21 protein-coding genes are annotated in these 24902 nt (G+C 71.1%); 16 read left to right on the top strand and 5 right to left on the bottom strand.

Annotated elements, in window-relative coordinates:
• Positions 1-53: 53 nt before the first annotated feature.
• Positions 54-1655: an FUSC family protein gene (locus tag FXF51_RS27555; protein WP_148437572.1), complete on the top strand. Its 1602-nt coding sequence runs from the start codon at positions 54-56 to the stop codon at positions 1653-1655.
• Positions 1656-1731: 76 nt separating this feature from the next.
• Positions 1732-2235, top strand: coding sequence for a MarR family winged helix-turn-helix transcriptional regulator (locus tag FXF51_RS27550; RefSeq protein ID WP_148437571.1), 504 nt, complete (start codon positions 1732-1734; stop codon positions 2233-2235).
• A 72-nt stretch (positions 2236-2307) separates the two neighbouring features.
• On the opposite strand, the gene FXF51_RS27545 is transcribed toward FXF51_RS27550, so the two are convergent.
• Both FXF51_RS27545 and FXF51_RS27540 read right to left on the bottom strand, forming a co-directional pair.
• Positions 2308-3036 carry a maleylpyruvate isomerase family mycothiol-dependent enzyme gene (locus FXF51_RS27545; RefSeq protein ID WP_148437570.1) on the bottom strand — a complete coding sequence of 243 codons (729 nt, stop codon included), beginning with the start codon at positions 3034-3036 and terminating at the stop codon, positions 2308-2310.
• Positions 3037-3072: 36 nt separating this feature from the next.
• Positions 3073-4536 (bottom strand): carboxylesterase/lipase family protein, encoded by a 1464-nt coding sequence (locus FXF51_RS27540; protein ID WP_148437569.1) that lies wholly within the window; start codon positions 4534-4536, stop codon positions 3073-3075.
• 185 nt (positions 4537-4721) lie between these two features.
• Here FXF51_RS27540 and FXF51_RS27535 point away from each other — a divergent pair, with 185 nt between their 5' ends.
• The 3 genes from FXF51_RS27535 to FXF51_RS27525 all read left to right on the top strand — a co-directional run bounded on the left by FXF51_RS27535 (position 4722) and on the right by FXF51_RS27525 (position 10034).
• A complete protein-coding gene (locus FXF51_RS27535) occupies positions 4722-6047 on the top strand; it encodes an OFA family MFS transporter (RefSeq protein WP_262379876.1) in 1326 nt (441 codons plus the stop codon).
• Positions 6048-6293: 246 nt separating this feature from the next.
• Positions 6294-7265, top strand: a complete 972-nt coding sequence (locus FXF51_RS27530; RefSeq protein WP_148437567.1) for a hypothetical protein — start codon at positions 6294-6296, stop codon at positions 7263-7265.
• Positions 7266-7409: 144 nt separating this feature from the next.
• Positions 7410-10034: a S8 family serine peptidase gene (locus tag FXF51_RS27525; protein ID WP_148437566.1), complete on the top strand. Its 2625-nt coding sequence runs from the start codon at positions 7410-7412 to the stop codon at positions 10032-10034.
• A gap of 36 nt (positions 10035-10070) precedes the next feature.
• On the opposite strand, the gene FXF51_RS27520 is transcribed toward FXF51_RS27525, so the two are convergent.
• Positions 10071-12536, bottom strand: coding sequence for a BTAD domain-containing putative transcriptional regulator (locus tag FXF51_RS27520; RefSeq protein ID WP_148437565.1), 2466 nt, complete (start codon positions 12534-12536; stop codon positions 10071-10073).
• A 408-nt stretch (positions 12537-12944) separates the two neighbouring features.
• Here FXF51_RS27520 and FXF51_RS63840 point away from each other — a divergent pair, with 408 nt between their 5' ends.
• From FXF51_RS63840 to FXF51_RS27475, 10 genes are all read left to right on the top strand, one after another.
• Positions 12945-13373, top strand: a complete 429-nt coding sequence (locus FXF51_RS63840) for an RNHCP domain-containing protein (RefSeq protein ID WP_411268383.1) — start codon at positions 12945-12947, stop codon at positions 13371-13373.
• A 226-nt stretch (positions 13374-13599) separates the two neighbouring features.
• On the top strand, positions 13600-14571 hold the full coding sequence (locus FXF51_RS27510) for a ParB/RepB/Spo0J family partition protein (protein WP_222871495.1): 972 nt from the start codon (positions 13600-13602) through the stop codon (positions 14569-14571).
• Positions 14572-14735: 164 nt separating this feature from the next.
• On the top strand, positions 14736-14903 hold the full coding sequence (locus tag FXF51_RS61010) for a hypothetical protein (protein ID WP_187414600.1): 168 nt from the start codon (positions 14736-14738) through the stop codon (positions 14901-14903).
• 362 nt (positions 14904-15265) lie between these two features.
• Positions 15266-16282, top strand: a complete 1017-nt coding sequence (locus FXF51_RS27505) for a radical SAM/SPASM domain-containing protein (protein WP_187414599.1) — start codon at positions 15266-15268, stop codon at positions 16280-16282.
• Positions 16279-17016: an arginase family protein gene (locus FXF51_RS27500; RefSeq protein ID WP_148437563.1), complete on the top strand. Its 738-nt coding sequence runs from the start codon at positions 16279-16281 to the stop codon at positions 17014-17016. The genes FXF51_RS27505 and FXF51_RS27500 overlap by 4 nt, the downstream gene beginning before the upstream one ends.
• On the top strand, positions 17013-17933 hold the full coding sequence (locus tag FXF51_RS27495; RefSeq protein WP_187414598.1) for a class I SAM-dependent methyltransferase: 921 nt from the start codon (positions 17013-17015) through the stop codon (positions 17931-17933). Before FXF51_RS27500 ends, FXF51_RS27495 begins: the two co-directional genes overlap by 4 nt.
• 41 nt (positions 17934-17974) lie before the next feature.
• Positions 17975-19150: a JmjC domain-containing protein gene (locus tag FXF51_RS27490; RefSeq protein ID WP_187414597.1), complete on the top strand. Its 1176-nt coding sequence runs from the start codon at positions 17975-17977 to the stop codon at positions 19148-19150.
• Between the two features lie 41 nt (positions 19151-19191).
• The gene (locus FXF51_RS27485) at positions 19192-20460 is read left to right on the top strand and encodes an MFS transporter (protein WP_148437560.1); all 1269 of its coding nucleotides are present in this window, start codon (positions 19192-19194) and stop codon (positions 20458-20460) included.
• Between the two features lie 234 nt (positions 20461-20694).
• Complete coding sequence (locus FXF51_RS27480) at positions 20695-21543, top strand: DUF692 family multinuclear iron-containing protein (RefSeq protein ID WP_187414596.1); 849 nt, start codon at positions 20695-20697, stop codon at positions 21541-21543.
• Entirely contained in the window at positions 21533-22363 is an 831-nt protein-coding gene (locus FXF51_RS27475) for a hypothetical protein (protein WP_148437558.1), read from the top strand. Before FXF51_RS27480 ends, FXF51_RS27475 begins: the two co-directional genes overlap by 11 nt.
• A gap of 48 nt (positions 22364-22411) precedes the next feature.
• Here the strand turns inward: FXF51_RS27475 and FXF51_RS27470 are convergent, their stop codons facing one another.
• Complete coding sequence (locus tag FXF51_RS27470) at positions 22412-23326, bottom strand: alpha/beta hydrolase (protein ID WP_148437557.1); 915 nt, start codon at positions 23324-23326, stop codon at positions 22412-22414.
• A 117-nt stretch (positions 23327-23443) separates the two neighbouring features.
• Between FXF51_RS27470 and FXF51_RS27465 the strand changes: the two genes are divergently transcribed.
• Entirely contained in the window at positions 23444-24298 is an 855-nt protein-coding gene (locus tag FXF51_RS27465; protein WP_148437556.1) for an FRG domain-containing protein, read from the top strand.
• 15 nt (positions 24299-24313) lie between these two features.
• Here FXF51_RS27465 and FXF51_RS27460 read toward each other — a convergent pair whose 3' ends face one another.
• Positions 24314-24766: a hypothetical protein gene (locus tag FXF51_RS27460; RefSeq protein ID WP_148437555.1), complete on the bottom strand. Its 453-nt coding sequence runs from the start codon at positions 24764-24766 to the stop codon at positions 24314-24316.
• Positions 24767-24902 lie beyond the last annotated feature (136 nt).

Raw genomic sequence — 24902 nt, 5'->3', positions numbered from 1 at the left:
TCATGCCACTGGGCTAGTATTTCACTAGTAAAACATCTGCTAAACTTTAGGGGATGAGTGTTTTCCCTTTCCAGCAGTTAAGGCCCCGTGTCCGCATGCCCGTCCGCGCCGCGCTGCGTCTCGCGCCCCTCGGCGACATCTGGCACAAACCCGCCCTCAGCGGGGTCGCCGCACTCGCCGTCGTGCTGCTCGCGCTGCTCCTGGCGGGACGGCTGGACCTGACCCTGTACGCCTCCGCCGGGGCCATGTGCGCCCTGTACGGGCACGGGCTGCCGTACGCGGCCCGGGCCAAGGCACTGGGGTGGGTCGTGGCCGGGATGCTGGCCGGCACCACGGTCGCCCTCGTCACGGCGGCGCTCACCGAGTCGGTCGCCGTCCGGGTGGCGGTGGCTGCCGTGCTGGCGGGGGTGCACAAGGCGGCCTGCGACGCCAGCCGGATCGGGCCGCCAGGGAACGTCGTGCTCACCTTCGTCGCCGCCAGTGCCGCGTTCGTGCCGGGGGAGCGGCTGGCCGAGGTTCCGCTGCATGTGGGGCTCGGGGTGCTCGGCGGGGTTGTGGCGTGGGTCGTGGGGATGGCGCCGGGGGTGGTCCGGCCGGACGGGCCTGAGCGGATCGCGGTCGCGCGGGCGTTGGAGGCCACGGCGCGGCTGGCGAGCGGCGCGGCGCGGGGTGATGACGTCCGGCAGGCGCGCCATGCCGCCGCGACGGCCGTGAACGCGGCTTGGGTGACGTTGCTGCGGGCCGGTGATCGGCGGGAGGGGTTGCGGCGGTTGCTGGTGCGCGCTGAGTCGGCCGCCGCGGCTTGCGCCGGCGGGCGGGCGCGTGGTGGGGTCGATGCCGGCATGCTCGCGGGCTGGGCGCATGAGCTGCGCAAGGGCCGTCCCGTGCCTGAGCCGCCGGCGTGCGACGCGCGGACGGAAGCCGCCGAGCAGGCGGAGTTGAGCGGGATCGCCGCCGAACGCGCGGAGCCGGTCGAGGCCGCCGGCGCCCGCTGGTGGCGGGTGGCGGCGACGGTGGCCGCCGGCGCGGCGCTGGCGGGCTGGGTCTCGATGGCGCTCGGCGTCGGCAGACCGTACTGGGCCGTGGTCACGGCGGCGGCCGTGTTCGCCGCCAACACCACCATGTCCTGGAGCCGGGCGCTCCAGCGCGTGATCGGCAACCTCCTCGGCGTGGCCCTGTTCACCGCCCTGGTCCCGCTGACCCGCTGGGGCGCGGTGGCGCTGATCGTGGCCGTGCTGGTCATGCAGTTCGTCACGGAGGCGGCCATCACCCGCAACTACTGGCTGGGCAGCGTGTTCGTAGCCCCCATGGCCATGCTGATGACCGAGTTCGCCGGCGCCGAGCCGGTGTCCGCGCTGGTGGCCGACCGCTGGCTGGACACCTGCCTGGGTGCCGCCGCCGGGTTGCTGGCGTGCGTGCTGCTGCCCGACCGGCGGGCCGCCGCTCGCGTACGGGATGGGCTGGAACGTTTGGAGCGGCTGCTGGAGGAGCCGCTCACCGGCGCGGCGCGCGACCGGTTGCGGGCCGCGCTGGTGGAGTTGCGTGAGGCGGCCGACATCGCGGCGGGAGAGTGGTGGAGCGCGGCGCTGCCGCAGGAGCGGATCGCCGCCGCCGAACGGGCCGGGCACCACAGGCTCGCCGAACTGACCGCCTAGACGGCCCGGCCGCGGGTGGCGGGGGCGTACGATCGGAGGCCAGCGCACACCCAGGGCGGCAGGAGGGATCGGGCACGTGGAGGACGCCGTGGCGGTCGCGCTGCGCCAGTGGCGGAAGGTCCTCCCGGACGCCGACCTCGACACGATCGCCGTCATCGGCCGGCTCAACCGGTGTACGGCGCTCCTGCACCAGGCCACCGACGCCCCACTCGGCCGCGCCGGGGTGAACCGGGCCGAGTACGACCTGCTGTGCGCCCTGCTGAGGGTCGGCGGCGAGCTGACGCCTGGCCGGCTGGCCCGTGAGACGTTCGCCTCGGGGGCGGCGGTGACCAAGCGGGTGCGGCGGCTGGAGGAGATCGGGCTGGTCGCGCGGCGGGTGGACGATCGGGACCGCCGGGTGGCGCATCTGTCGCTGACGGAGCGGGGCAGGGAGTTCATCATGCGGTTGCTGCCCGAGCAGCTCGAGTACGAGACCGCGTTGCTGTCCGGGCTGTCGACCGAGAAGGAGCGGGAGCTCGCCGGGTTGCTGGGGGAGCTGCTGCTGATGCTGGAGGGCCGCCTGGGCGGAATGCTCGGCTAGCGCCCTGAGGCGCCCGCCCGAGGCGCCCGATCAAGGCACGATCAAGGCGCTCGCTCAAGGCGCCCGCGAACCTCAGAAAGCGTAGTTGCGCAGGACGGCGAGGGCTTCGGCGCCGTGCGGCCCCGTGGCCTTGAGCGACGAGTCGGCGGGCGCCAGCCGCCGCGCCCCCACCCGGCAGAAGTCCCCCGCCGGCCCCGTGATGACGGACGCCGCGCCGGGCTCGCCGAAGTGCCACGTGTCACCGTTCGGCGCGGTGAGCTCGCAGTGGACGGGCCCGCCCGCCAGCCCCTCCACGTCGAACGCGTACGGCAGCGTGCGGTGCCCGAGCCACGCGATGTGCCGCAGCCGCGCCGTGTCCGGGTAGGGGATGCCGAGCGGCGTGGTGATGTCGAGGGCGTGGGCCCAGTGTTCGGCCAGGCGGGTGGTGGCCAGGGTGGCGGGGGAGAGGGAGGCGGCGACCCAGGGCAGGCGGCTGCCCCTGGGGTGGGCGCGCAGCGCGGCGGGCATGAACGCGGTGGCCGCGCGCCAACGGGCCAGCAGGTCGCCGGGGGAGACGTCGCGTTCGGCGGCCACGGCGCTGTCGGCCATGGCGTCCACCTCGCCGCGGGCGCGCGGGCCGCCCAGCTCGCCTCTGATCGAGGCGGCGGCGAGCTCCTCGGTCTGGGCGAGGTGGAGGACGACGTCGGAGACGGTCCAGCCGTCGGCGGCCGACGGGTGCGACCACTGCCTGGGGGTGAGGGCGGCAAGGACGGTGTCGAGTTGCTCGTACTCGGCCTGGAGGTCATCGAAGATGTCCGTCATGTCCCACCACACTACAGAACAACATTCGGTTTGGCCTCAGTTGAGGAGCGGAAGCTCGCCGAACGTGTGCGCGGCCCAGATCCGCCGGGACGCCTCCTCCGGGTAGGGCACCGTCGCGGGCTCGACGTCGAAGAGCCTGGTCAGCCGCTCCTCCGGCGTGTACGGTTCCCAGCCCGGCCCCTCGCCCGCCGCGAAGCCCGTCCACGAGCGCCGGAAGGCGGCCGACACGGCGGCGGCCTCGGGCGGGGCGCTCCGGCCGAGGAAGAACGTGCCCATCCCGCTGTCCAGGTTGCCGAACACCAGCGGCACGTCCAGCCCGTGACATGCCCCGCCGAGCACGGGAGTGGCCCAGGTCAGCTCGTACGCCCACACCCGCCCGCCCCCGGCGGCTTGCGCGTCGGCCAGCCGCAGCGACGGCATGCGGAACAGCCAGTCGGACTGCACCAGCTCGTCCAGCAGCTCGGGCCCCGCCGAGGGGAAGGCGTCGCGGTAGTCCTGCTCTCGTCCGGGCGCGAACACTCCCAGCAGTTCCTCGCCCTGGACCCGCCCCATCTGGGTGAACAGCCGGTACTCGTCCCGCGTGTGCCCCACGACCAGCTCGACGTCCCGGGCGGCGCCGTCCGCCAGCGCGCTCCACGGGTCGCGCGGCAGCACGTCGCCGTCCACGACCGGCGAGAACGGCGTCACGGTGTACGCGACCGCGCCCCAGCGGTCCTCGTACCGGCGCATCTTGGCGGTCGCCGTCTCGGCGGCCCCGACGAGCAGGCCGGGCTCGACGGCGGCCAGCGCCTCGGCGGCGGGCGGCAGGCCCAGCTCCCCGGCCAGGACGGCGCCGAGGTCGGCGGCCAGCGCCGCCGAGAAGTACGTGCCGGGGACGCTCTGCGCGATCGCCCGCCCGAACAGCCCGGCGGCGCGCGGCATGGCCATGAGCGCGATGATCGACCCGGCCCCCGCCGACTCCCCGAACACCGTCACCCGCCCGGGATCGCCGCCGAACGCGGCCACGTTCTCCCGCACCCACTCCAGCGCCGCCACCTGGTCGAGCAGCCCCCGGTTGGCCGGCGCCCCCTCGACGTGCGCGAACCCCTCCATGCCGACCCGATAGTTGAGGGTGACGACGACCAGGTTCCCCTCGCGGGCCAGCATCGCGCCGTCGTACACGGGCTCGCCGGACTCGCCGGCCCGGTACGCGCCCCCGTAGATCCACACCATCACCGGCAGGCCCGCCGCCGGGCCGGGCGACGGCGTCCAGACGTTGACCGTCAGCCAGCTCTCCCCGCTGCGCCCCCGCACAGGGGAGGCGACGGTGGACTGCTGCGGTGGCGGCGGGCCGAACGCCACGCAGTCGCGGACCCCGTCCCAAGCCTCGGCGGGCTCGGGCGCGCCGAAGCGCGGCGGACGGGCGAACGGGATGCCGCGGAAGACGGCCACCCCGCCCTCGGCGCGGCCCCGCACGCGCCCTGTCGCGATCCTGACCTCCGGCTCTGTCGTGGTGCCCATGCTCAGCCCGCCTCTCTAGAACGACCCTCCAAGATTACGGGTCCATTCGCCGACAAGATCGGACCGCTCGGCGTAAAGCGCGGGCGCATGCCAAATACTGCATACCGTATGTGTGGTAGCCGTGATGCGTGTCAGTCAGTACGAGGTTCGCGAGTCCCACAGGTTTCCTCAGTCGTTCCCGTACCGTGGCGGCGCCCACCTGGAGCCGATGGCTCGTGCCGCCCGCGGCGCTCTCCGTCCACCTGGCGATCGGGCAGGCGTACGCGTGGAGCGTGTTCAAACCCCCGCTCGAATCCGCGCTCGGGCTCACCGGCACCCAGAGCGCCCTGCCGTTCCAGCTCGGCATCGTCATGCTGGGCCTGTCGGCCGCCTTCGGCGGCACCCTCGTCGAGCGCAACGGGCCCCGATGGGCCATGTTCGTCTCGATGACCTGCTTCTCCTCCGGCTTCCTGCTGTCGGCGCTCGGCGTGTTCACCCGGCAGTACTGGCTGGTCGTGCTCGGCTACGGCTTCGTCGGCGGCATCGGCCTCGGCATCGGGTACATCTCGCCGGTATCCACCCTGATCAAATGGTTCCCCGACCGGCCCGGCATGGCCACCGGTATCGCGATCATGGGGTTCGGCGGCGGAGCGCTCATCGCCTCGCCCTGGTCGGCGCAGATGCTGGCCACCTTCGGCCCCACCACGACCGGCATCGCCACCACGTTCCTCGTGCACGGCGTCGTCTACGCCGTGTTCATGTCGATGGGCGTGCTGCTCGTCCGGGTGCCGCCGGACGGCTGGGCCCCGAAGGGCTGGACACCGGCCGCCGCGCGGGCCCGCCCGCTGATCACCACGGCGGACGTCTCGGCGCGCAACGCCATCCGCACCCCGCAGTTCTACTGCCTGTGGGTCGTGCTGTGCTGCAACGTCACCGCCGGCATCGGCATCCTGGAGAAGGCCGCCCCGATGATCACGGACTTCTTCGCCGGCACCCCCGTCGCCGTCGCGGCCGGAGCGGCGGCCGGGTTCGTGGCGCTGCTGTCGCTGGCCAACATGGCGGGCCGCTTCGTCTGGTCCTCCACCTCCGACCTCATCGGACGCAAGAACATGTACCGCGTCTACCTGGGCGTCGGCGCGCTGCTGTACCTCGTCATCGCGCTGGCGGGCGACTCATCCAAGCCGCTGTTCATCCTGTGCGCGATGGGCATCCTGTCCTTCTACGGCGGCGGCTTCGCCACCGTGCCCGCCTACCTCAAGGACCTCTTCGGCACCTACCAGGTCGGCGCCATCCACGGCCGCCTGCTCACCGCCTGGTCCACGGCCGGCGTGCTCGGCCCGCTCATCGTCAACGCCATCGCCGACGCGCAGAAGGCCGACGGCCGCTCAGGCCCCGACCTCTACACCACTTCGCTGTTCATCATGATCGGGCTGCTCGCGGTGGGCTTCGTCGCCAACGAGCTGATCCGTCCCGTCCACGACAAACACCACGAACGGCCCGCGCGGGCGCTGGAGGAGGGACAGACCGCATGAGCACCGGGACGGAACGGCGCACCGGGCTGATGGTGCTCGCCTGGATCTGGGTGGGGCTGCCCTTCGCGTACGGGGTGTACGAGCTGCTCCTGAAGCTCACCCAGCTCTTCGCCTGACGGGCGCGACGCCGTACCGAAGCGAAAACTAAGCGGCGGCAGAGGTCTGCCCTCAGCGTCGGCTAAGCGGGGCGTGCCAGGTTGACGGGCACGCGGGACAGTGAGCCCGCCCGACGCGAGGGGCAGATCAATGTCGATCACCGACGTGCGGAGCGCCACGCACCAGCAGATCGCGGACCTCCAGCCGAACCAGGAGACCAGGGAGCTGCTGGCCGACCAGCGGATCCAGCAGGTCATGCGGGAGGCCGTGGCCAGCCTCGACCACTTCACGGCGCAATACAGGCAGAAGTACCGCGAGCTCGCCGACAGGGCCGCCCGCGGCCAGTACCCCGACGCCCGCGAGCAGCAGCGCCAGTCCGAGTCCTCCCGCTCCGCCGAGTACGCGCGCGCCCCCGAGTACGCCCGCGCCGCCGAGTTCTCCCGCTCGGCCGAGCAGCAGCGCGCCCCCGAGCAGCAGCGCCAGGCCGAGCAACTCCCCACGGCCGAGCAACTGCGCGCGCCCGAGCAGCAACAGCAGCGCGGCCCCGAGCAGGGCCGCATCCAGCAGCAGGGCGTCACGCGGGCCGCCACCCCCGTGACGCCCACCCACCCGCCGTACCTCTGGTTCGACCTCATGGCCATGGGCCCCTACCGGGAGCCCTACTTCGGCGGGCCGCTCCAGCCGGCCAGGGTCGTCCACTACGGCGAGAACGTGTACCTCTTCGCCGTGCTCTGGCGCAACCCCATGTCGCTGCTCGGCGGACCCTCGGCGGCCGAAGTCATGGCGCCGTTCATCTACCAGGTGCGCGGCGTGTCCGTCGAGCTCAACTCCGTCACCCCGGGCCCGACGCTCAGCCCGAACCCGGCGGCGTTCGGCCCCGACTACATCAACATCATCCCGATGCGCATCCCGACCGACCCCAGGCCCGCCGAGGGCCGGCCGCGCCCGCTGGAGATCCACCTCACCGTGGACATCCTCGGCGTCGGCGTCGGCCTGCCGCCGTTCGCCGGCTTCGCCAGCCGGTGGTACCGGCCCGACCTGCAGCCGGGCTTCCTCGGCCTGCCCGACATCCTGCCGGGGATCGTCGAGGAGACGCCGGTCAGGATGCTGGTCTACTCCTGATCACATGACTGCGCGGTGAGCCTGGAGGGTTCCTCCTCGCTCACCGCCGTCCGCCGGGCCGCGCGCGACTGCCTGAGAAGCCGCGCGTGGCCCGGCATGAGGGCGTACGGAGGCCGGCACCAGACGCAAGGGCAGGGAGAAAGCATGAGAACGCTGGACGCACGCCTGCGGCACCTCCTCGCGCGGGCCAGGGAGCAGGCGGGGATCGAGGGCACGGCGCTGGCCGAACGGGTGGGGTGGCGGCCGGGGGTGGGGGCCGAGACGACGGCGGACGGCACGGCGAAGGGCACGGCGAAGGGCACGGCGGAGGGCACGGCGGACGGCACGGTCGAGGTGCTGGTCAGCGCTGGTGACCGCCGGTGGTCCGACGACGTGCCGGGGGTGCGGATCCACGCGAGCCCGTCCGACGCCGGGCGCCCTCACCCCGGCGGCGGCCTCTTCGTCGCCCGCGTGCCGGTCACCCGGCTCGACGAACTCTCCCGGCACGAATCGGTCCTGCGCGTCGAATCGTCCAGACCCCTGTTCCCCGAACTCAACATCTCCCGCCGCGACGTGCGCGCCGCCGTCGAGTCGCCCACCGGCTCAGGACCGCTCCACGGCGAAGGCGCCATCGTCGCCGTCATCGACTCCGGCATCGACTACACGCACCCCGCCTTCCGCCACCCGGGCGGCATTTCCCGCATCCTGCACCTCTGGGACCAGTCCGCGACCGCGACCGCCGGCGGCTCCGTCCCGTACGGCGCCGAGTACGCCAAGGAGGACCTCGACAAGGCGCTCGGCGACCCGCGCCCCACCGACATCGTCCCGCACGAGGACGCGCCGGGCGGGCACGGCACCCACGTGGCCGGCATCGCCGCCGGCGACGACACCCACCTCGGCGGCGCCTACCAGGGCATCGCGCCGCACGCCGACCTCATCGTGGTCGCCCTCCCCGCCTCGCCAGGCGGCGCGCTCGGCCGCTCCACGCAGCTCGTCGCCGCCGTCGACTACGTCGTACGGCGGGCCGAGGGCCGTCCCGTCGCCGTCAACGTCAGCGTGGGCACGAACGCCGGCGGCCACTGCGGCGAGTCCCTCCTCGAACGGGCCCTCGACGCCTACGCCCGCCGCCCCGGCGTCGTCATCGTCACCTCGGCCGGCAACGAGCGGGCCCGGCGCACCCACGCGGGCGGCACCATCGGCGAGGGCGAGGTCGTCACGCTCGACCTGGTCGTCCAGCCGGGGGACGCCGAGGACGACGTCGTGGAGGTGTGGTTCGACGGCGAGGACCAGATCAGCGTGGGCGTCGTGCCGCCCAGCGGGCCGCAGCCCGCGTTCACGGCGCCGGGGGAGGAGCAGACGTTCACCACGCGGCGCGGCGACCGCGTCCTGATCGACAGCGAGAGCGACGTCTCGGGCAGCGGCGACACCACCACCACGGTCATCATCTCCGGGCGGTCTGGCCAGGGCGTTGAGCCGGGCGTCTGGCGGCTGCTGCTGCGCGGCGGGACCGTCCGGCATGGGCGTTTCGACGCGTGGATCGAGCGCGCGCCGCGCGACGAGGCGTCGCAGAGCCGCTTCTCGGACGCCTGCGCCGACCCGGCCCGCACCATCACCACCCCGGGCACGTCCCGCCGCCTCGTCACCGTCGGCTCCTACGCCACCCGCCCCGCCGACTGGGGGCCCGGGCACGGCGGGCTGTCCGCCTTCAGCAGCCACGGCCCCACCCGGCTCGGGGACGCCAAACCCGACCTGACCGCGCCCGGCGAGACCATCGCCTCCGCCCGCTGCGCCAACAGCGCACTCCCGCCGCAGCCCGACCTGCTGCACACCCTCATGGCGGGCACGAGCATGGCCGCGCCGCACGTCTGCGGGGCCGTCGCCCTCATGACGTCCGCCCGCGCCGCGAACCGGCTCGGGGGGCTCACGAGTGAGCAGGCGGGCCAGCTCCTGCGCCGCGCCGCCCGCCCCATCGAGAGTCCTTTCGAGGGGCAGGAGCCGACGACGGCGACCGGCGCGCGGGAAGCCGAAGCGCCGGACGCCGGCCCCGCGTGGGGAGCGGGGAAGCTGGACGTGACGCGCGCCGTCGAGATCGCCGCCACCGCCGCCTTCCCCCGCGTCGCCGGCCCGCGCGTCGAGGGCGCCACGCTGGTGTGGGAGACGGACGTGGACTGCTCCTGGCGCGTACGCTGCCACACCGCCCCAGCCCGCCTGGCCATCGGCAGGCACGTGGCGGAACGCGCCGAGGACGGCTTCGGCCGCGAGCACCGCGCCGACCTGAGCGACCTGCCGCCGGGCCGGTACTGCTGCGAGATCCTCGTCACCGACCGCTCCGGCCTGTGGACCCGCGACGACAACGCGGGCCTCGGCCACCAGGTGCTCGTGGAGGGCGCCGCGCGAGCCCCGGCGGAGGACGACTTCCAGCGGGTCAAGGGCGTCGGGCCGAAGACGTCCGCACTGCTGAACAAGGCGGGCGTCACCACGTTCGAGCAGCTCTCCGCCCTGACGGTCGCGGAGCTCGCCGCCATCATGCAACCGGCGGGCATCGGCGCGGAACGGCTGACCAAGCAGGACTGGATCGGCCAGGCCGCCAGGCTGGCCGCCGAGGAGCGCAGGGCCGTGCCGGAGCGGCACACGTTCACTCTGACGGTGACCGCCGACAGCGGCAGCAGGGAGGTGCTGAACTGCGAGATCCGGCACCATCAGACGGACGACGTCTCGCGGGTGCGCGGCTGGGACGCCGAACGGCTGCTGGCCTTCATCGGGGAGCGGGCGCGACTGCGCGACCGGTGACCGCGCGACCGGTGGCATCGGTGGCGGCCTGGTTGTTCAGACGGCCAGGTGGCGGCGTACCGACTCGTACAGGGCGTGCGTCTCGGGGCTGGGAGTCATGCCGAGGACGGCGTCCAGCTCCCTGCGGCAGGTCTCGTACTGGGCGAGCGCCTTGTGCGGCTGGTTCTGGCGGGCGTGGCAGCGCATGAGCAGGCGGTGGGTCTGCTCCCGGCAGGAGTCCCTCGCCAGGACCTGCCGGCAGGTGTCGACGCACTTCGCGTACGCGCCCGCCTCCAGGTAGAGGACGGCCAGCCCGTCGAGCAGATCGACGTGCGCCGCGCTCAGCCGCTCCCGCTCCGGCACCACCCAGTCCAGGTACGGGGCGTCCTCCAGCAGGTCGCCCTCGTACAGCGCCCTGGCCGCCTCGTGCCGGGCGATGGCCTCCTCCCGCCGCTCCTCCTCCGCCCTCGACCGGGTCGCCGTGGCGCAGCCGCCGGTGAACGCCTCGATGTCCAGCCAGATCGACAGCTCGGGGGACAGGGCGTAGGTCTCCCGTTCGTACACGATGAGCTGCCTGCCGGGGGAGACCTTGCGGAGGTCGGCGCGCAGGGCGTGCATGGTGGCGTTCAGGCGGTTGCGGGCGGCGTTCTCGGGGACGCCTGGCCAGATGGCGTCTATGACGGCGTCTCGGCGGATGGGCTTGGGGTGGGACAGGAGGAGGTACATCAGGACGGATCTGCCCAGCTTGCCCGACCACTCGGCTACCGGCTGGCCGTCCACCCGGATCCGGAACGTACCCAGCAGCCAGGCCTCGACGTCGGCACGGGCCCCTTCCCCGCCCCCGCCTACGCCGTCAGGCTCCCCTCGGCCGTCCCGCCCGCCTCCGCCATCAGGCCCGCCTTCGCCGCTGCGCCCGTCGCGATCGTGCGGCGCTGGGCGGGGTGCCAGGGCCATGGCCGGGGCGGCGGTGCGCGGCGGGGCGGGGGTGTGTGGCGGGGTGGTGCTGTGCGGCGGGGTGGGGCTCTGCGGCGGGATGGTGCTGTGCGGCGGGGCGGGGCTGTGCGGCGGGATGGTGCTCTGCGGCAGGGCGGGGGTGTGTGGCGGGATGGTGGGCTGGGCCGAGGCGGTGGGCTGGGCCGAGATGGTGGGCTGGGCCGAGATGGTGGGCTGGGCCAGGGTGGTGGCCTCCAGCGCCTGCAGCAGCAGCACCATGCGCTTGCGAGCCGACCGCGCCCGCACAGCTCGGCGCATGAGCCGCAGAGCACGCCGAACCCTCTCCCCGTCCTCCTGCCCCGCCACGAGCTCCCGCGCACGCCGCCCGTACCACAACGCCTCCTTCAACTCGCCGGTGACGAGCGCGGCCCTCGCCCGCCGCCACGCCTCCCGCGCATCCGTCACCCCCTCCACACCCGCACCCGCCTCGTGCCCCTCCTCACCAAGGTCCGTCTCCGCCAGCAGCTCGGCCACCAGCTCCCGGTCCCCGGCCCGGCGCGACAGCTCCACCGCCTCCCGCGCGGCATGGGCCCCCACCAGTTCCCCCGCCACCACCGCCAGCCGCTGGCGGAAGGCCGGCGACCGATCGGGCCGCAGGGCGCAGAGCGCGGTGGACCAGAACGGCAACATCCGGTACCAGCCACCGGCGAGCGGCTCCCACCAGGGCTCCTTGTCGGGCTCACGCAGCGCGGGCCGCAGCGCCGACAGGTCGTCGTGCGCGTAACCGAGCCGCGCCGCCAGCCCCAGCGCCTGGAGCCGGGCAGGTTCGGCGTCCCGCAGCAGCCACCAGGTGACGGCGGCGACGAGCGAGGCCAGCCCGTCGGCACGCATGACACACTCCCCGATCCCGCCACTGCCGCCGAGCCCGCCGAGCCCGCCGCGCCCGCCGAGCCCGCCGCGCCCGCTTAGCCCGCCGCGCCCGCCGCGCCCGCTTAGCCCGCCGCGCCCGCTGAGCACGCCACCATCGCCGAGGCTGCCGCGCCCGCCGAGCACGCCGATGCCGCCGAGCCCGCCGCTCTCGCCGAGCTCTCCGCCGCGAGCCGAGGCCGCCCGCAGCACCGAGTCGATGACCGCCGACCGCCCTCCCGTCACGGCCACCAGCCGGTCGGCGACGTCCCGTCCCAGCGGGCAGTCGAGCTCGCCGGCCGCCGCGACCACCGCCTCAGGGGACACCGCCAGCCCCCGGTCACCCGCGCACGGCGACAGGACGACCTCGCTGGCGGCCAGCGCCGGTGACGGGCCGCCGAGTTCGGTGGTGCCCGCGAGCGGCTGCTGGATGACCACGGTCCCGGCCGGCTCGCTCGCCGCCGCCAGGCGCCGCAGGTCGTCGGCCCCCAGCTCGTACGGTTCCGGCCGCAGCCACCCGAGCCCCCTGCCCGCCCGCAGCAGGTCGGCGGCCAGCCGTCCCTCGACCAGGTAGCCCTCGGGGACGAGGAGGTGCAGCCTGGCCCTGTCACCGAGCCCGTCGAGCGAGAACTGCGCCGGCCACCTCAGCTCCGGCATCGGCGCGGCCACCTTGGCGAGGAGCATCGTCGCACCTCCGGGGACGGAAGGTCCGCGGAAACGATAGGCGGCGGCGCGGGGGCCGACAACAGGGGGACGGCCAGGGTTCTCCCTAGGGCGGACGGCCGGTGACATCAGGCTTACCGTCCCGGACAACGGCTGGTCCAGAGAGCTCTCACGATCGCCACGGAGCGGGGCCGCCCTGCTCCAAGGCCGCCGGCCAAGCCTCCAGCACATCACCTCGGCCGCGCAGGCGCCGCCCGAGAACGGAACGCGGGCATTTGGCGAGCGGGCTTACCCGCCCGCCGACCGGCAAAAGGAAACAGGTCAAAGGCAATCTTTATGCCGCGGCCCCAGCCGAGTCAACGACGCCCATCCGGATATGGGCGAAAGAATTGGCGGACGTGACAGCCGGGATCGCCGTCGCTTGGATATGTGCCCTGTCGCCCCATTGATTATTTCTGCGCTGCCGATCAGCCGCAGAGCGGCTGTGAGAGGCATGCCATCGTGACGGAAAGTCCCAAGCGATTCGTTCGCCGCCGCGAGGACTTCGACTGTGCCAATTGCCAGAAAAAGGTACGGGGAACGGGATACACGAACCACTGCCCGCGCTGCCTGTGGTCCCGGCATGTCGATGTCTCACCCGGTGACCGCCTCGCCACCTGCCGGGGAATGATGGAGCCGGTCGGCGTCCTTTACGAGCGTGGCGAATACCTGGTGACCCAGCGCTGCGTCGAGTGCGGTCACTCATGGCGGAACCGAGCAGCCTCCGTCGACAGCCGGGACGCCCTGCACGGGTTGATGGGGCGTGCCGTCGCATTCCCCGCCGCCAGGACCGGCCGAAGAAAACCCACTCAGCCCTGATCGAATACACCCGGCTCGTTCAACTGCTCGAAGTGAACGGTTGAACGCATCCGTGGCCGTCGGCAGGTTGCCTCATACCGGCAACATACCGCCCCTCCGTAATGTCGTCCGCGATCAAGCACGCGTTGAGGGAGCCGACTGTGCCCGTTCCGCTGAAGCACTGGTTCCGGCGGGCGGCGGCCCGTGCTCCTTCGTACGGTGGCCGGATCTATCGGAGGGAAGCTTCGTGGAGAGAAGCTCTTCAGAGCCGGGGGACCGGGAGAGCGGATTCATCGGCGACGACGTCGTACGCGTGCGGCTCGACGAGCTGGCGGCGGCGGATTCGCCACGTCAGCAGGGAGTCGATTTCGGCCATGTCCGTGCACTGGCCGAGGTGGAGGATCCGCTGCCGCCCATACTCGTGCACTTCGCCACCATGCGCGTCATCGACGGGATGCACCGCCTCACCGCTGCCCGGCTGGCCGGTCGCACGCACATCGAGGTGCGGTTCTTTCACGGGACCACCACCGAGGCGTTCCGGCTGGGCGTCCAGGCGAACGTCTCACATGGCCTGCCGCTGAGCCTGGCCGATCGGAAGTCGGCGGCGGCACGGATCGTCCGCTCCCAGCCGCATCTCTCGGACCGGGCGATCGCCTTGTCGGCGGGTTTGGCGGCGGCGACCGTGGCGTCCCTGCGCGCGCAGGCGCAAGGGCCGGGTGCGGCCGGGGCGAGAACGGGCGCGGACGGCAGGGTCCGGCCGCTGAACGCCGCGAGGGGGCGATTGGTCGCCGGCGAGGTGATCGCGGAGCGCCCGGACGCGACGCTCAGGGAGATCGCCCAAGTGGCAGGCATCTCGATCGCGACCGCCCAGGACGTGCGGCGGCGGGTCCTCGCGGGTGTGGATCCCCTGCCTGATCGACTGAGGCCCGCCGGGGAAGACCTGCCTCAGCCGAGGGCCTCGCCGAACGGCCCTGGCTCCGCCTCGGAACGGACCGACGTCACCCGGCTGATCGACACTCTGCGGCGTGACCCGTCGCTTCGCTATTCCGACTCCGGCCGCCTGCTGCTCAGGTGGCTGGAGTCCAGGGTGGTGACGACCGAGCAATGGGCAGAGGTCGCGGAGAGCGTGCCGCCGCACTGCCTGGTCTCCATCGCCAAGGTGGCGAGGGAGTGCGCCAGGACATGGTCGGACATCGCGGAGACGATCGGCGCCGGATGACGCGGGCGGACGGGAAAATCGGCCACCGCCATAAAAGCACTTTCCCGGCGAGCGATCAAGTGCGCCGAAATAGGTGCTCAACGCGTTCGTCATGAAAGCGTTGACAATTCTTCCCGGCGATCAGTAGCGTCCTTTTCCGCGCATCCACGGAAAGGAGAAGATTCATGGAACTCATCAACGACCTTCAGGTTTCCAAGCAGTCCGAGGAGGACCTTCAGGCCGTCCTCCAGATCGCTTTCGTCTCGGCGTACCGCTGCCCGGCGTCGACGGAGGCCAGCCCGAGCGTCCAGGAGGAGTTTCAGCTCGCCTGGTCGGCGCCGCAGAGCGCCTGAGCTGCTGATCTGAGGTCGGCGGCAGCTTGACGGCTGCCGGCTCGCATTTCATGACCCCGCCTACGCAGGGTGCCACTCAGCCTTGTGTAGGCGGAGTTGAAAAACGCGATCGTATGGAGCCCTACATGTTCGTGTTCACTCACCGGCCGCATCGTAAGTCCCTTGAGGTACAGGGTATGCAGGGCTATTCACCGGTAATTCTGTCCGATGTCACGCTGCCTTATCTCCTCGACCCGGGACAGGTCGCCGACGACCGTGCGGCAGGGTTCGTGGAAAGGGCGGTCGGCCGCGGGTGGCTGTCTCCGCAGAAGGAGCTCAACGGCGTTCTCCGCACCGTCAGGACGGAGCCCTGGCTCCGGCGCATGCAGATCGAGACCGCACTGACCTGCAACTTCTCGTGTGACTACTGTTACAGCGGTTCGGCTCCCACCCGGCGCGAGCGGCTGGAGCCCGCCGAAATAGCCGCGCTGCTGGACCAGGCGGCGGAGCTGGCGGTGCGTGAGATCTGCTTCACGGGTGGCGAATTCCTGCTCTACCCGGCATGGCGGGACCTGGTGGCGCACGCCCGCTCCCACGGCATGGTCGTGGACGTCCACACGAACGGATACCTGCTCGACGACGGAGCGATCGCCCATCTCGCACAGAGCGGGGCACGCCAGGTCCAGGTGACGATGGAGTCACACCTGGCCGAGATCCACGAGTCGATCCGGGGACGCAGGGGCTCGTGGGCCCGCGTGATGAGGAACATCAGGGCGGCCCGTGACGCCGGCCTCAGGACCAAGGTCGTGACGCAGGTGCACCGGAAGAATCTCTCGACCATCAGGGAGACGGCGGCATGGTTCCACAGCCAGCTGGGCCAGATGGTCAACCTGGACCGGATCGTCGGTGGCAGTGACGACTTCGCCGTCAGCCACGAGGAGTTCTGGGAAGCGGTGGCGCCTCTGATGGGCCTGGGAGCCAGGGCGTCACGCCTGTGCGACCCCGCGGACGCCGGCATGCCCGGGGTGGAGCCGGAGTGCGGGGTGGGGGCGGACCTGGTCTATGTCACGGCGGACGGCGAGATCGCGCTGTGCCCGACGATGACGAGCCGCGAGAGCGCCCTGTTCTCGGGGCGCAACCTTCGCGAAACGTCGCTGGAGGACGCGTGGTACTCCTCGGAGACCTTCACCCGGTATCGAGGGGTCAACTGCGAGAACACCCACAGGTGTCCGGCGGCCGGCGGTTGTCGTGGCGGCTGCCGTTCGAACGCCTACGCCGAGACGGGGCGCGTCGACGCCCCCGACGTGATCGCGTGCAACATCAACAAGAACCCCGGCGGAGTGTTCATCGACTTCATCGGCAGGTACGCCGACGGTGACTTCACACCGGTGACGGTATGAGCGATCACAATCCGGCCGGACGCGAAAGTACTCCGATGCGCAAAGTGCGTGCGATCGTCGTCGACTACGACGGCGGGACGAAGGTGCCCGGCTCCGGTGGCGCAAGCCCGGCCTGGCATGTGGTGCTGGAAGAGCTGCCGGCATCCCTGCGCGCGCACGTCGCGGGACAGCTGACCATCCCGCGGTCATTGGGCAGATACATCCCCTCGATGGTCAGGTTCGCCGTAGGCGACTGCTTGCGGGACGGCCTGGCTCCGCTCCTCCTGGGCGGCGACCACTCCCTCTCCTACGCGACCGCCTGGGCGGCCCGGGAGTGTGTGGGAGCACTCGACGTCATCCACGTGGACGCGCATCACGACAGCTATCAGGTGCCTTACCTCAGCAACTACTCCTTCGCCCACCACGCGGGCCGGGACTTCGGTCACCGGTGGCACGGAGTGGGATGGCGTCATGAGTCCGAGCGGCTGCGGTCCAGACGCCTGGAGTATGACGTCGATGGCCCGAGCTGGCTGTCGTTCGACTTCGACTACTACGACCCGGACCTCTTTCCTGAGGTGCGCTTCCCCGTTCCCGGCCCGGGAGGAACACCCCAGGACCTCGACGCGACGATCGACCGCGTGAAAGGCCCGCTGCTCGGCGTGGATCTGCTCGAATGGACGCCGGCGCTCGGGAGCGGACATCACGATCTCGTCCTGCGCACGGTCGTGCGCGCCTTGGAAGCGGTGTTGCGATGATCCTCTTCGACGCTGACGGCCTGCTACGTGTACTGCCGACCAACGCGGTGGCCATTGTCGATTCGGTCGACCTGGTCATCCGTGACCCGCGAGGCCCCATTGTGGTCCGCAACGGCGTCCGCAACGGGAGCGAGTTGACCCGCGAAGGCCTGGAAGCGCTCGAGCGGCATGGATATCTGAGCAGCCTCTTCGAATCGGACGTCGCGGACTGGTACCTCGACGAGGAAGGCCCGGCCGAGGACACCGACGCCGCCGTCACGGCGGTGGCCTCGGCCGCCGCGTCACTCGGCAGGCCGGTGCTCGACTGCTGCTGCGGGTTCGGCCGGCTCTCGATATCCCTGTTGTCGCAGGGGGCCGAGGTCTACGGCGTGGACGTGTCCGAACGATCGGTGGCGGCGGCCACGGCCAACGTGGAGGCGCAGGGCCTGCTCGAAGGGTTCCGGCCCATCGTCGCCGACATGGCGAGCTTCGGGATTCAGCAATTCTTCGGCGGTGCCATCTCCGCCGCCAATTCCCTGCGCTATCTCGGCAGCCTGGGGCGGGTGTCGCGGCATATCCGGCTGATGGGCCGCTCGCTGGTCGAGGGCGCGGTCTTCGCGCTGGAGGTGGATACCAACGCCACGCCCGGAGGCGCCACCTGGAGCCTGCCCCAGGGAGAGATGACGTGGGAGGTGCTCTCCGTCGACACGCTGGCGGGGGAGTCGCTGGAACGGGTCACCATCCGGGATGCCTCGGGAAACACGATCCTCAGTGAGCTGCAGCATCAGGTGTCGATAAGCAGTGACCGGCTGCTGGAAATCGCGTCGGCCGCCGGATTCACGTTTCGCGAAGCCTGGGACAAGAACCTCAAATCGCTGAGCCGCACCGACCTCCCGGTATACGAGGGCAACATTTGGTACGTCTTCGATCGCCGATGAAGCAATAAAAGAAAAATGATATGACGCCCCCCGGAGGAATCATGAGTGACGCGTTGGCGTCATGTGTGGGTGACACCGAGTACTTCTTCGAAACGGTGCTGTCGCGTGCCCACCTCTACAGACCGGCCGCATTCGACACCGACGCCGTACCGGTCTCCACCGCGGAGATCGACGACTGCGTCACAGGCCGTCCCCTGCCGGCGAGTTCCGTCCGGATGGCGAAGGACAACCAGCTGCTTGACGAGAAGCTCTACCTCATGGACGTCGGCCCGGACTACGTGGGACCCCGGGACACGATCGACCCCGTGAAGGTCTCGCGTCTCATCGACGCGGGCGCCACTCTGGTCGTCCGGCCGGCCTCGCTGCATCTGCCGAGGCTCCGGCGCTTCTGCAAGGACATCGAGATGCGGGTCGGGCAGGGCGTGGACGCCGATCTCTTCATCACGCCCTCGAACGCCCGCGGCTTCGAGATTCACGCCGATGCGGCCGAATCGCTGGTCATCCAACTGCGGGGCAGCAAGAACTGGACGCTGTACGAGCCGGTACGGCCCTGGGAACACCGCAGTTTCGGGATCGACCCGCCCGCGGAGCTGAGCCCGGCCGCGGAATACACCCTCGACCCGGGCGACTTCCTGTACGTGCCGCGCGGAATGCCGCACCTCGCGCGCACCGCCGACAGCCTGTCCGTGCACGTGACCATCAGCATCAACGCGATCAGGTGGTCCGACCTGCTCACCTCGTTGATGCAGACCGCGTTGGGCGCGCCCTCCTTCGCCGGACCCGTTCCCCTGGGGGACGATCTGGTCGCCGCCATCCGGGAGGAACTGCCGCGGCAGGCGGCGCGGCTCGCGCAGGCCGTCCAGCAGGCGGCGGCCGGCGAGGGCGTCCTCGAACAGATTCTCAGGTCGGACGACAGCATGCTGGACGCCGTCCGCTCGAACCTGCTCTCGGACCTGATCACCGGGACGGACATCACCGCGGTGGACAGGCTCCGGCTGCGGCCGGGGGTGTGGCCCGTGGTCCATCGCGGAGGCCAGGAGACGGCGATCCAGACGGGCCGCAGCCGCTTCCGCGTGAGCGGCGGCGCGGCCGACGCCTGCGAGGTGCTGATGAGGGCCCCCGCTTACGTCAAGGACCTGGCCGACGACGCACGAACGGCGCTGCAGGCGGCGGAGGCGCTCTTCCAGTACGGCATCGCGGAGCGTTGCCCTGACTAGCCCCCGCCGTTGTCACCAGGTCACGAGGCAAGAGGAGACAAGTGAGCCAGGGTAAGAGCGGCCTGCGGGGACTGCGCGGGTTCCCCGAGGTCATGGCCGCGGCCGGCATCTCGACGATCGGGGACGGGATTCAGCTCGTCACCCTGCCGCTCCTGGCCGCGTCCCTCACGACGAGCCCGCAGGCGATCGCCGCGCTCGCCGCCGCGGGCATGCTCCCGGCACTGATCTTCGCGCTCCCGGCCGGAGCCCTGGTGGACCGGATCGATCGGCGGCGGCTGCTGGTCATCGTCGACGTCGTGCGCGCACTGATCCTCGCGGGCCTGGTCCTGTTGTTGCTGAGCGGGCGGCTCGTGCTCTGGGAACTGTTCGTGATCACGTTCGTCCTCGGCGTCTGCGGGGTTCTCTTCGGCACCGGATCCGTGGCGTATCTGCCCAGCATCGTCCCCAAGAACAAGCTGGCGCAGGCGAACGGTTACCTGTCCACGATCACCGAGCTCGGGAACGGCGTCATCGGCCCGGCGCTGGGCGGGCCGATCTTCGCCATCTCGAAGAGCCTGCCCTTCGCCATCGACGCCCTCTCGTTCGCGGGGTCCGCGTACTTCCTGAGCCGTCTCGCGCGCTCGTCCGAGCTCGCTCCCGCGCAGACCAGGGCCGCTCCACCGGCCGGATCCTTCGGCCGGCAGGTGGCCGAAGGGCTTGGCTGGCTCTTCCGCCGGCGTTCGCTGAGGTCGCTGGTCTTCGTCGTGGCCGGCTGGAACCTGTTCGGGTGGATGCCCGAGGCGACCTTCATCCTGTACGCCACGCAGGAACTCCAGCTCGGCGAGGTCGGTTATGCCCTGCTCTTCACCACGACCTCGGTGGGTGCGGTACTCGGCGGTCTCGTGTCATCCAGGCTGATCAGCCGCTGGGGCATGCAGCCGGTCCTGTACGGCTCGATCGGCCTGTACGCCCTGCTCATGGTGCCCGTGGCGTTCTCGGACTCCGTGGTCGTCGTCGGTGTCGCCTTCTTCGCGCAGGGCATTCCCCTGGTCGCCTGGACCGTGGTCAGCACCACCATCAGGCAGGCTCTCGTGCCGGACGAGCTGCTGGGGCGGGTCGCCTCCGTGTTCCGCCTGGTCGCGAGTGGCTTCTCACCCCTCGGCATGCTGGCCGGCGGGTTGCTCGCGGGCTGGCTCGGCCTCCGGGCGGTCTACCTGGTCAGCGCCGCGGGGATTGTCCTGTTCGTGGTGATGAACATGCGTGGACTGCGCATTCTCGCCGCGGAGGCCGAGACCGAGACGCGGCAGGCGGCTCACACCGAAGCGCCGTAGGGGGCGCGTCCGGGCGGTGAGTCTCCATCATCGATTCGTCTACAACAGAGCGTGGGAGTGATCGGCGAAATGGGCGTGGACACGTATGGCGCCACCGGTGCCGTACAAGGTGAGACCGCGGGCCGGATCGGAGCCGGAGGTCTGTCGCGGCTGGGTCTCGGTGTGGGCCTGGACATGCCATGGGGCGGCCGCGTCGGGTTCTCCACGACTGGCGGAAGCCAGGGCGGCGACGGTGTGACGCCTGCCGTCCGGGAGTTCCTGGAACGCCGGCTCGGCGCGTTCTCCTATCTTTTCTTCTCCTTCCAGCCGCGCGACTACGGCCCGCTGGAAGCGGCCCGCTACTACGCCGCGTATGACGACATCTGCGGCTTACTGCCTGCGGACATGCCGCGCGTGTTCCATCACACGCGGCTGAACATCGGCAACCCCGAGCCGTTCGACAAGGAGGAGACCGCCCGCTTCACGAATGACCTCATCGCCAGGTACGGGTTCAGCTGGGTCGTCGAAGACCTGGGGATCTGGTCCTTCCGCGGGAAGTCGCTTCCCTACCCCCTGCCTCCCCTGCTCACGCCGGAGGGCAGGGAGATGTGCGTCGAGCACGCGACGCAATGGCGGCGGCTGCTGGACGCTCCCATCTCCATAGAGTTCCCCGGTTTCACCGAGGGGGGCACGTTCTGCCTGGGACACGAGAACGCGTTCCAATACTTCTCGGACGTCGTGGAGACGGCAGACGTCCTGGCCACGATCGACATCGGCCACATCATCAGCTACCAGTGGATCCGCGGGGTGCAGGGAGAGGCCGCTCTGCGGGAACTCGAGCTCCTTCCCCTGGACCGCTGCATCGAGTTCCACCTGTCGGGCTGCCAGATCGTCGGGAACAAGTTCCGCGACCTGCACCACGGGATCCTCCTGGACGAGCAGTTGGAGTTGCTGGAGCACCTGCTGCCGCTCTGCCCGAACCTGATCGGGGTCACCTACGAGGATCCGGTGTTCGACAACCGCGGCGACTTCGCCCCCAAGACGGTGCCCAACTACCTCAGGCTGGCCGACATCACGGAAAGGTGGTGCGAGGATGCCCGATGAGACGGGTCTCGTCGAGATTCTCCATGCGCTGATCTATCACAAGGAGTTCCGCGACGAGTTCATCGCCAGCGGGCCCGAGAGCGCTTCGCTGCCGCTGACCCCGGCACAGCGCACCGCGCTGACCGCCGTCGACCTGGACGAACTGTCCAGGACCACCTCGCGGATCCAGAGCATGATCCTGCGCGGGCACGTCGACAGACACGGCGGTCTGCGGGCCTCCTTCCCGAAGACGCTGGCGCTGCTCGCCGGTCAGGGGCTCAAGGACGCCGACCTGTGCGCACGTTTCCTCGCCTCGCCGTACTTCGACCGGTTCCGCGAGATCCCGTACGGCGACAAAGGGCTGTCGCTGGAGGAGTGTTTCTACGAGTTCCTCTGCGCCGGACCGTGTGACATCGGGGCCGACGCGAGATTCCTGGCGACTCACGAACTGTTCAAGGCGTTGATCAGTCATGTGCGGGCGGGGAGTCTGGCCACGTTCGACATCCGCACCGAGCTGTTCCGGAGCAACGGTTCGGCGTGGTTCGGCATCCTGGAGCACGACGCCGCGGTGTGCCGGGCTCTGGCTGTCGAGCCCGCCTGCGACGGCACCGTCCTTTACGCGATCGGCGGCATGGGACTCGTCATCGGTCAGGTTCCGGGCTGGATGGGCCGGGTCCTCCTGCTGCCCGAGATCAGCAGCCAGGCCCTCGAAGACGTGGCGAGCGACGAGGGGCTGGAGAGCTCCTTGCTGCATGACGCGGCGCTGCGGCTGATGAAGCTGGGCCTGCTCCCGGCGAAGGGGCAGGCCGTCGCCCCGGGTGGTGGCGCGCCGGCTCCGTAGCCGTTCGTGACGGATGGTCAGCGCGCCGGTACGCACGATGCCGTCGGCTCACTCCAGCCGCTGCCCCACCCGCTCAGCGACCAGTTCGAGCGCGGCGGCACTGGCGGGAAGCACGTTCACCATGGTGAAGAACACGTGCATCTGCCCATCGAACCGCTTCAGCTCCACCGGCACCCCCGCCTGCCGCAGCCGTTCCGCGTACTCCTCGCCCTCGTCCCGCAGCACGTCGTGCTCGGCCGTCAGAACCAGTGCGGGCGGCAGGCCGGACAGGTCGTCTGCGCGCAGGGGAGAGACGTCGGGGTTGGCGCGCTGGGCCGGGTCGGGCACGTAGTGGTCCCAGAACCAGACCATGGAGTCGCGGCTGAGCATGAGCTGGTTCTCGGGGTCCTGGTAGGAGTTCGTGTCGAGGTCGCAGTCGGTGACCGGGTAGACGAGCACCTGGAGCGCGATGGACGGGCCGTTCTCGTCCCTGGCGCGCTGGGCTATGACGGCGGACAGGTTGCCCCCCGCGCTGTCGCCCGCGACGACGATGGGCATGCCGGGCATGCGGTCGGCGACCCAGCGCAGCGCCGTGTAGGCGTCGCGGGCGGCGACCGGGTAGCGGTGCTCGGGGGCGAGCCGGTAGTCGGGCAGGACGACGGTGCAGCCGGTGCGGGCGGCCAGTTCCCTGCCCAGCGTGTCGAACTCGTCGAGCGCGCCGAGCACCCAGCCGCCGCCGTGGAAGTAGAGGATGACGCCACGCGGCGTGCCCATGGGGACCAGGACGCGGGCCGGGAAGGAGGCGCCGTCCTCGGTCGCGATGGTGGTCTCCTCTACGCGGGCCATGGCGGGGCCCTTGCCGTACAGCTCGCCGAGGAAGGCGCCGAGGGCGCGGGCCTCAGGAACGGTCATCTCGTGCAGCGGCTTGCCACCCGTGTCGGCGAGCTGCTTGAGGAAATCGGTTGTCGCGTGGTCAAGAGCCATGGGACGTCACCTCACATCGGGGGGAACGACGTAGGTCAAACCTGAACGTAGGGGGCGTCACCGAAGTTGTCGAGACCGGCGCGTGTGAAGCGCATGACCTGGGGCAACGCAACGGGGATGAAGGTGGTTACGGTCTCGTCGTGGCGGGAGCTGGACGACTCGGTCGGCGAGGCGGGGCGGTGTGACGGTGCCGGGCGCGCGCATTCGACGCTGGTGTTCCGCGGGCTGGCGCGCAGCGCGTACACGCACATGTCGGGCCTGGCCCGGCTGCGTGGCGACTACGCGGCCGTCGAGTCCCACCTAATACGAAATTTCCGGAAATATGCGCACCGCCAGGCGCCGGGGCCGACCGTCTGGGACTGGCTTGCGCTCGGCCAGCACCACGGCCTGCCCACCCGCCTGCTCGACTGGACGTTCTCCCCGCTCGTCGCCCTGCACTTCGCCACCGCCTCCTGGCCGCAGGACGACGGCGTGCTGCTCTCGATCGACTGCGCCGCAGTCCACCAACTGCTGCCGCAGCCGCTGAGCGAGCTGCTGGCCGCCGAGGGGGCGCTGCTGTTCACCACCGAGATGCTGGCCAAGGTCGCGGCCGATCTGCCCTGCTTCGACGAGCTGGGCGGCGACCGGCCGTTCCTCACCTTCTTCGAGCCGCCGTCACTGGACGAGCGGGTGGTCAACCAGTCGTCGGTGCTGTCGGTGCTCTCCGATCCGAGGTTCCAGCTTGAGCAGTGGCTGGAGGAGCACTCGGGGGCGGCGCGGGCGTGGCTGATCCCGTCCGAGGTCAAGGCCGAGATCAGGCAGCGGCTGGACCAGGCGAACATCACCGAGCGCGTCCTGCTGCCGGGGCTGGACGGGCTGGCCGACTGGCTGCGCCGCTACTACTCGCCCGGCTCGATCGAGGACGGGAGCGCGGGCGCGTCGATGGCGGCCCAGGAGGAACGTCACCGCCAGGACGGCCGCATGGCCGGGTGATCCGGCGTCCCCGCCTCACACCCCTTCCGCGGCGGCGCCGGGCCGCACGATCATCAGCACCACGACGACCGTCCACAACACGTTGTAGATCCCGGCGAGCATGGACAGGGCGCGCAGCCGGTCGCGCTCGCCAGGGGTGGCGAGGGCGTCCCGCTGGCGCGGGTAGATCTGCACGGCCAGCAGCAGGCCCGCCGCCGCGGTGAGGACCATGGCGAGGACGACCCACACCTCGCCGGTGCGGCCCTGCACGAAGGCCAGCACGATGCCGGCCGCGGGCACGACCAGCCCGGCGATGCTGTAGCCGCGGGTGATGCGGTGCAGCGCGGTGGCGACGGCCCGGCTGCGTTCCTGGCCGGGGTCGGCGCCGGTGACGGGCACGTACCGCGGGAACAGGCTGGTCGCGATGGCGGAGCCGCCCACGAACACGATGCCGGCGACCACGTGGATGGACAGCAGCAGAGGCTCCACGAAGTTCTCCCTCCAAACCTTCAGGTGGCCTGAAGCTTAACACTCATCCTTCAGGCTGCCTGAAGGAGGGAAGAGGATGGCGCGATGTGTGGGGTAGTGGTCGTTGACGCCATGAGGCGGCGGCCAGCAGGGTGAA

Origin of the sequence: Nonomuraea sp. PA05 (genome assembly GCF_008086045.1) — a bacterium.
Classification (GTDB): Bacteria; Actinomycetota; Actinomycetes; order Streptosporangiales; family Streptosporangiaceae; genus Nonomuraea; species Nonomuraea monospora.
Note: the sequence above shows the minus strand (reverse complement) of the source record. Positions and strands in the feature narration are given on the sequence as shown.

Coding starts and splice junctions, on each gene's coding strand:
- FXF51_RS27495 (WP_187414598.1), top strand. CDS start 17,013: ATGATCCTCTTCGACGCTGACGGCCTGCTACGTGTACTGCCGACCAAC.
- FXF51_RS27520 (WP_148437565.1), bottom strand. CDS start 12,536: ATGCTCCTCGCCAAGGTGGCCGCGCCGATGCCGGAGCTGAGGTGGCCG.
- FXF51_RS27505 (WP_187414599.1), top strand. CDS start 15,266: ATGCAGATCGAGACCGCACTGACCTGCAACTTCTCGTGTGACTACTGT.
- FXF51_RS27545 (WP_148437570.1), bottom strand. CDS start 3,036: ATGACGGACATCTTCGATGACCTCCAGGCCGAGTACGAGCAACTCGAC.
- FXF51_RS27525 (WP_148437566.1), top strand. CDS start 7,410: ATGAGAACGCTGGACGCACGCCTGCGGCACCTCCTCGCGCGGGCCAGG.
- FXF51_RS27540 (WP_148437569.1), bottom strand. CDS start 4,536: ATGGGCACCACGACAGAGCCGGAGGTCAGGATCGCGACAGGGCGCGTG.
- FXF51_RS27490 (WP_187414597.1), top strand. CDS start 17,975: ATGAGTGACGCGTTGGCGTCATGTGTGGGTGACACCGAGTACTTCTTC.
- FXF51_RS61010 (WP_187414600.1), top strand. CDS start 14,736: ATGGAACTCATCAACGACCTTCAGGTTTCCAAGCAGTCCGAGGAGGAC.
- FXF51_RS27530 (WP_148437567.1), top strand. CDS start 6,294: ATGTCGATCACCGACGTGCGGAGCGCCACGCACCAGCAGATCGCGGAC.
- FXF51_RS27500 (WP_148437563.1), top strand. CDS start 16,279: ATGAGCGATCACAATCCGGCCGGACGCGAAAGTACTCCGATGCGCAAA.
- FXF51_RS27475 (WP_148437558.1), top strand. CDS start 21,533: ATGCCCGATGAGACGGGTCTCGTCGAGATTCTCCATGCGCTGATCTAT.
- FXF51_RS27470 (WP_148437557.1), bottom strand. CDS start 23,326: ATGGCTCTTGACCACGCGACAACCGATTTCCTCAAGCAGCTCGCCGAC.
- FXF51_RS27465 (WP_148437556.1), top strand. CDS start 23,444: ATGAAGGTGGTTACGGTCTCGTCGTGGCGGGAGCTGGACGACTCGGTC.
- FXF51_RS27555 (WP_148437572.1), top strand. CDS start 54: ATGAGTGTTTTCCCTTTCCAGCAGTTAAGGCCCCGTGTCCGCATGCCC.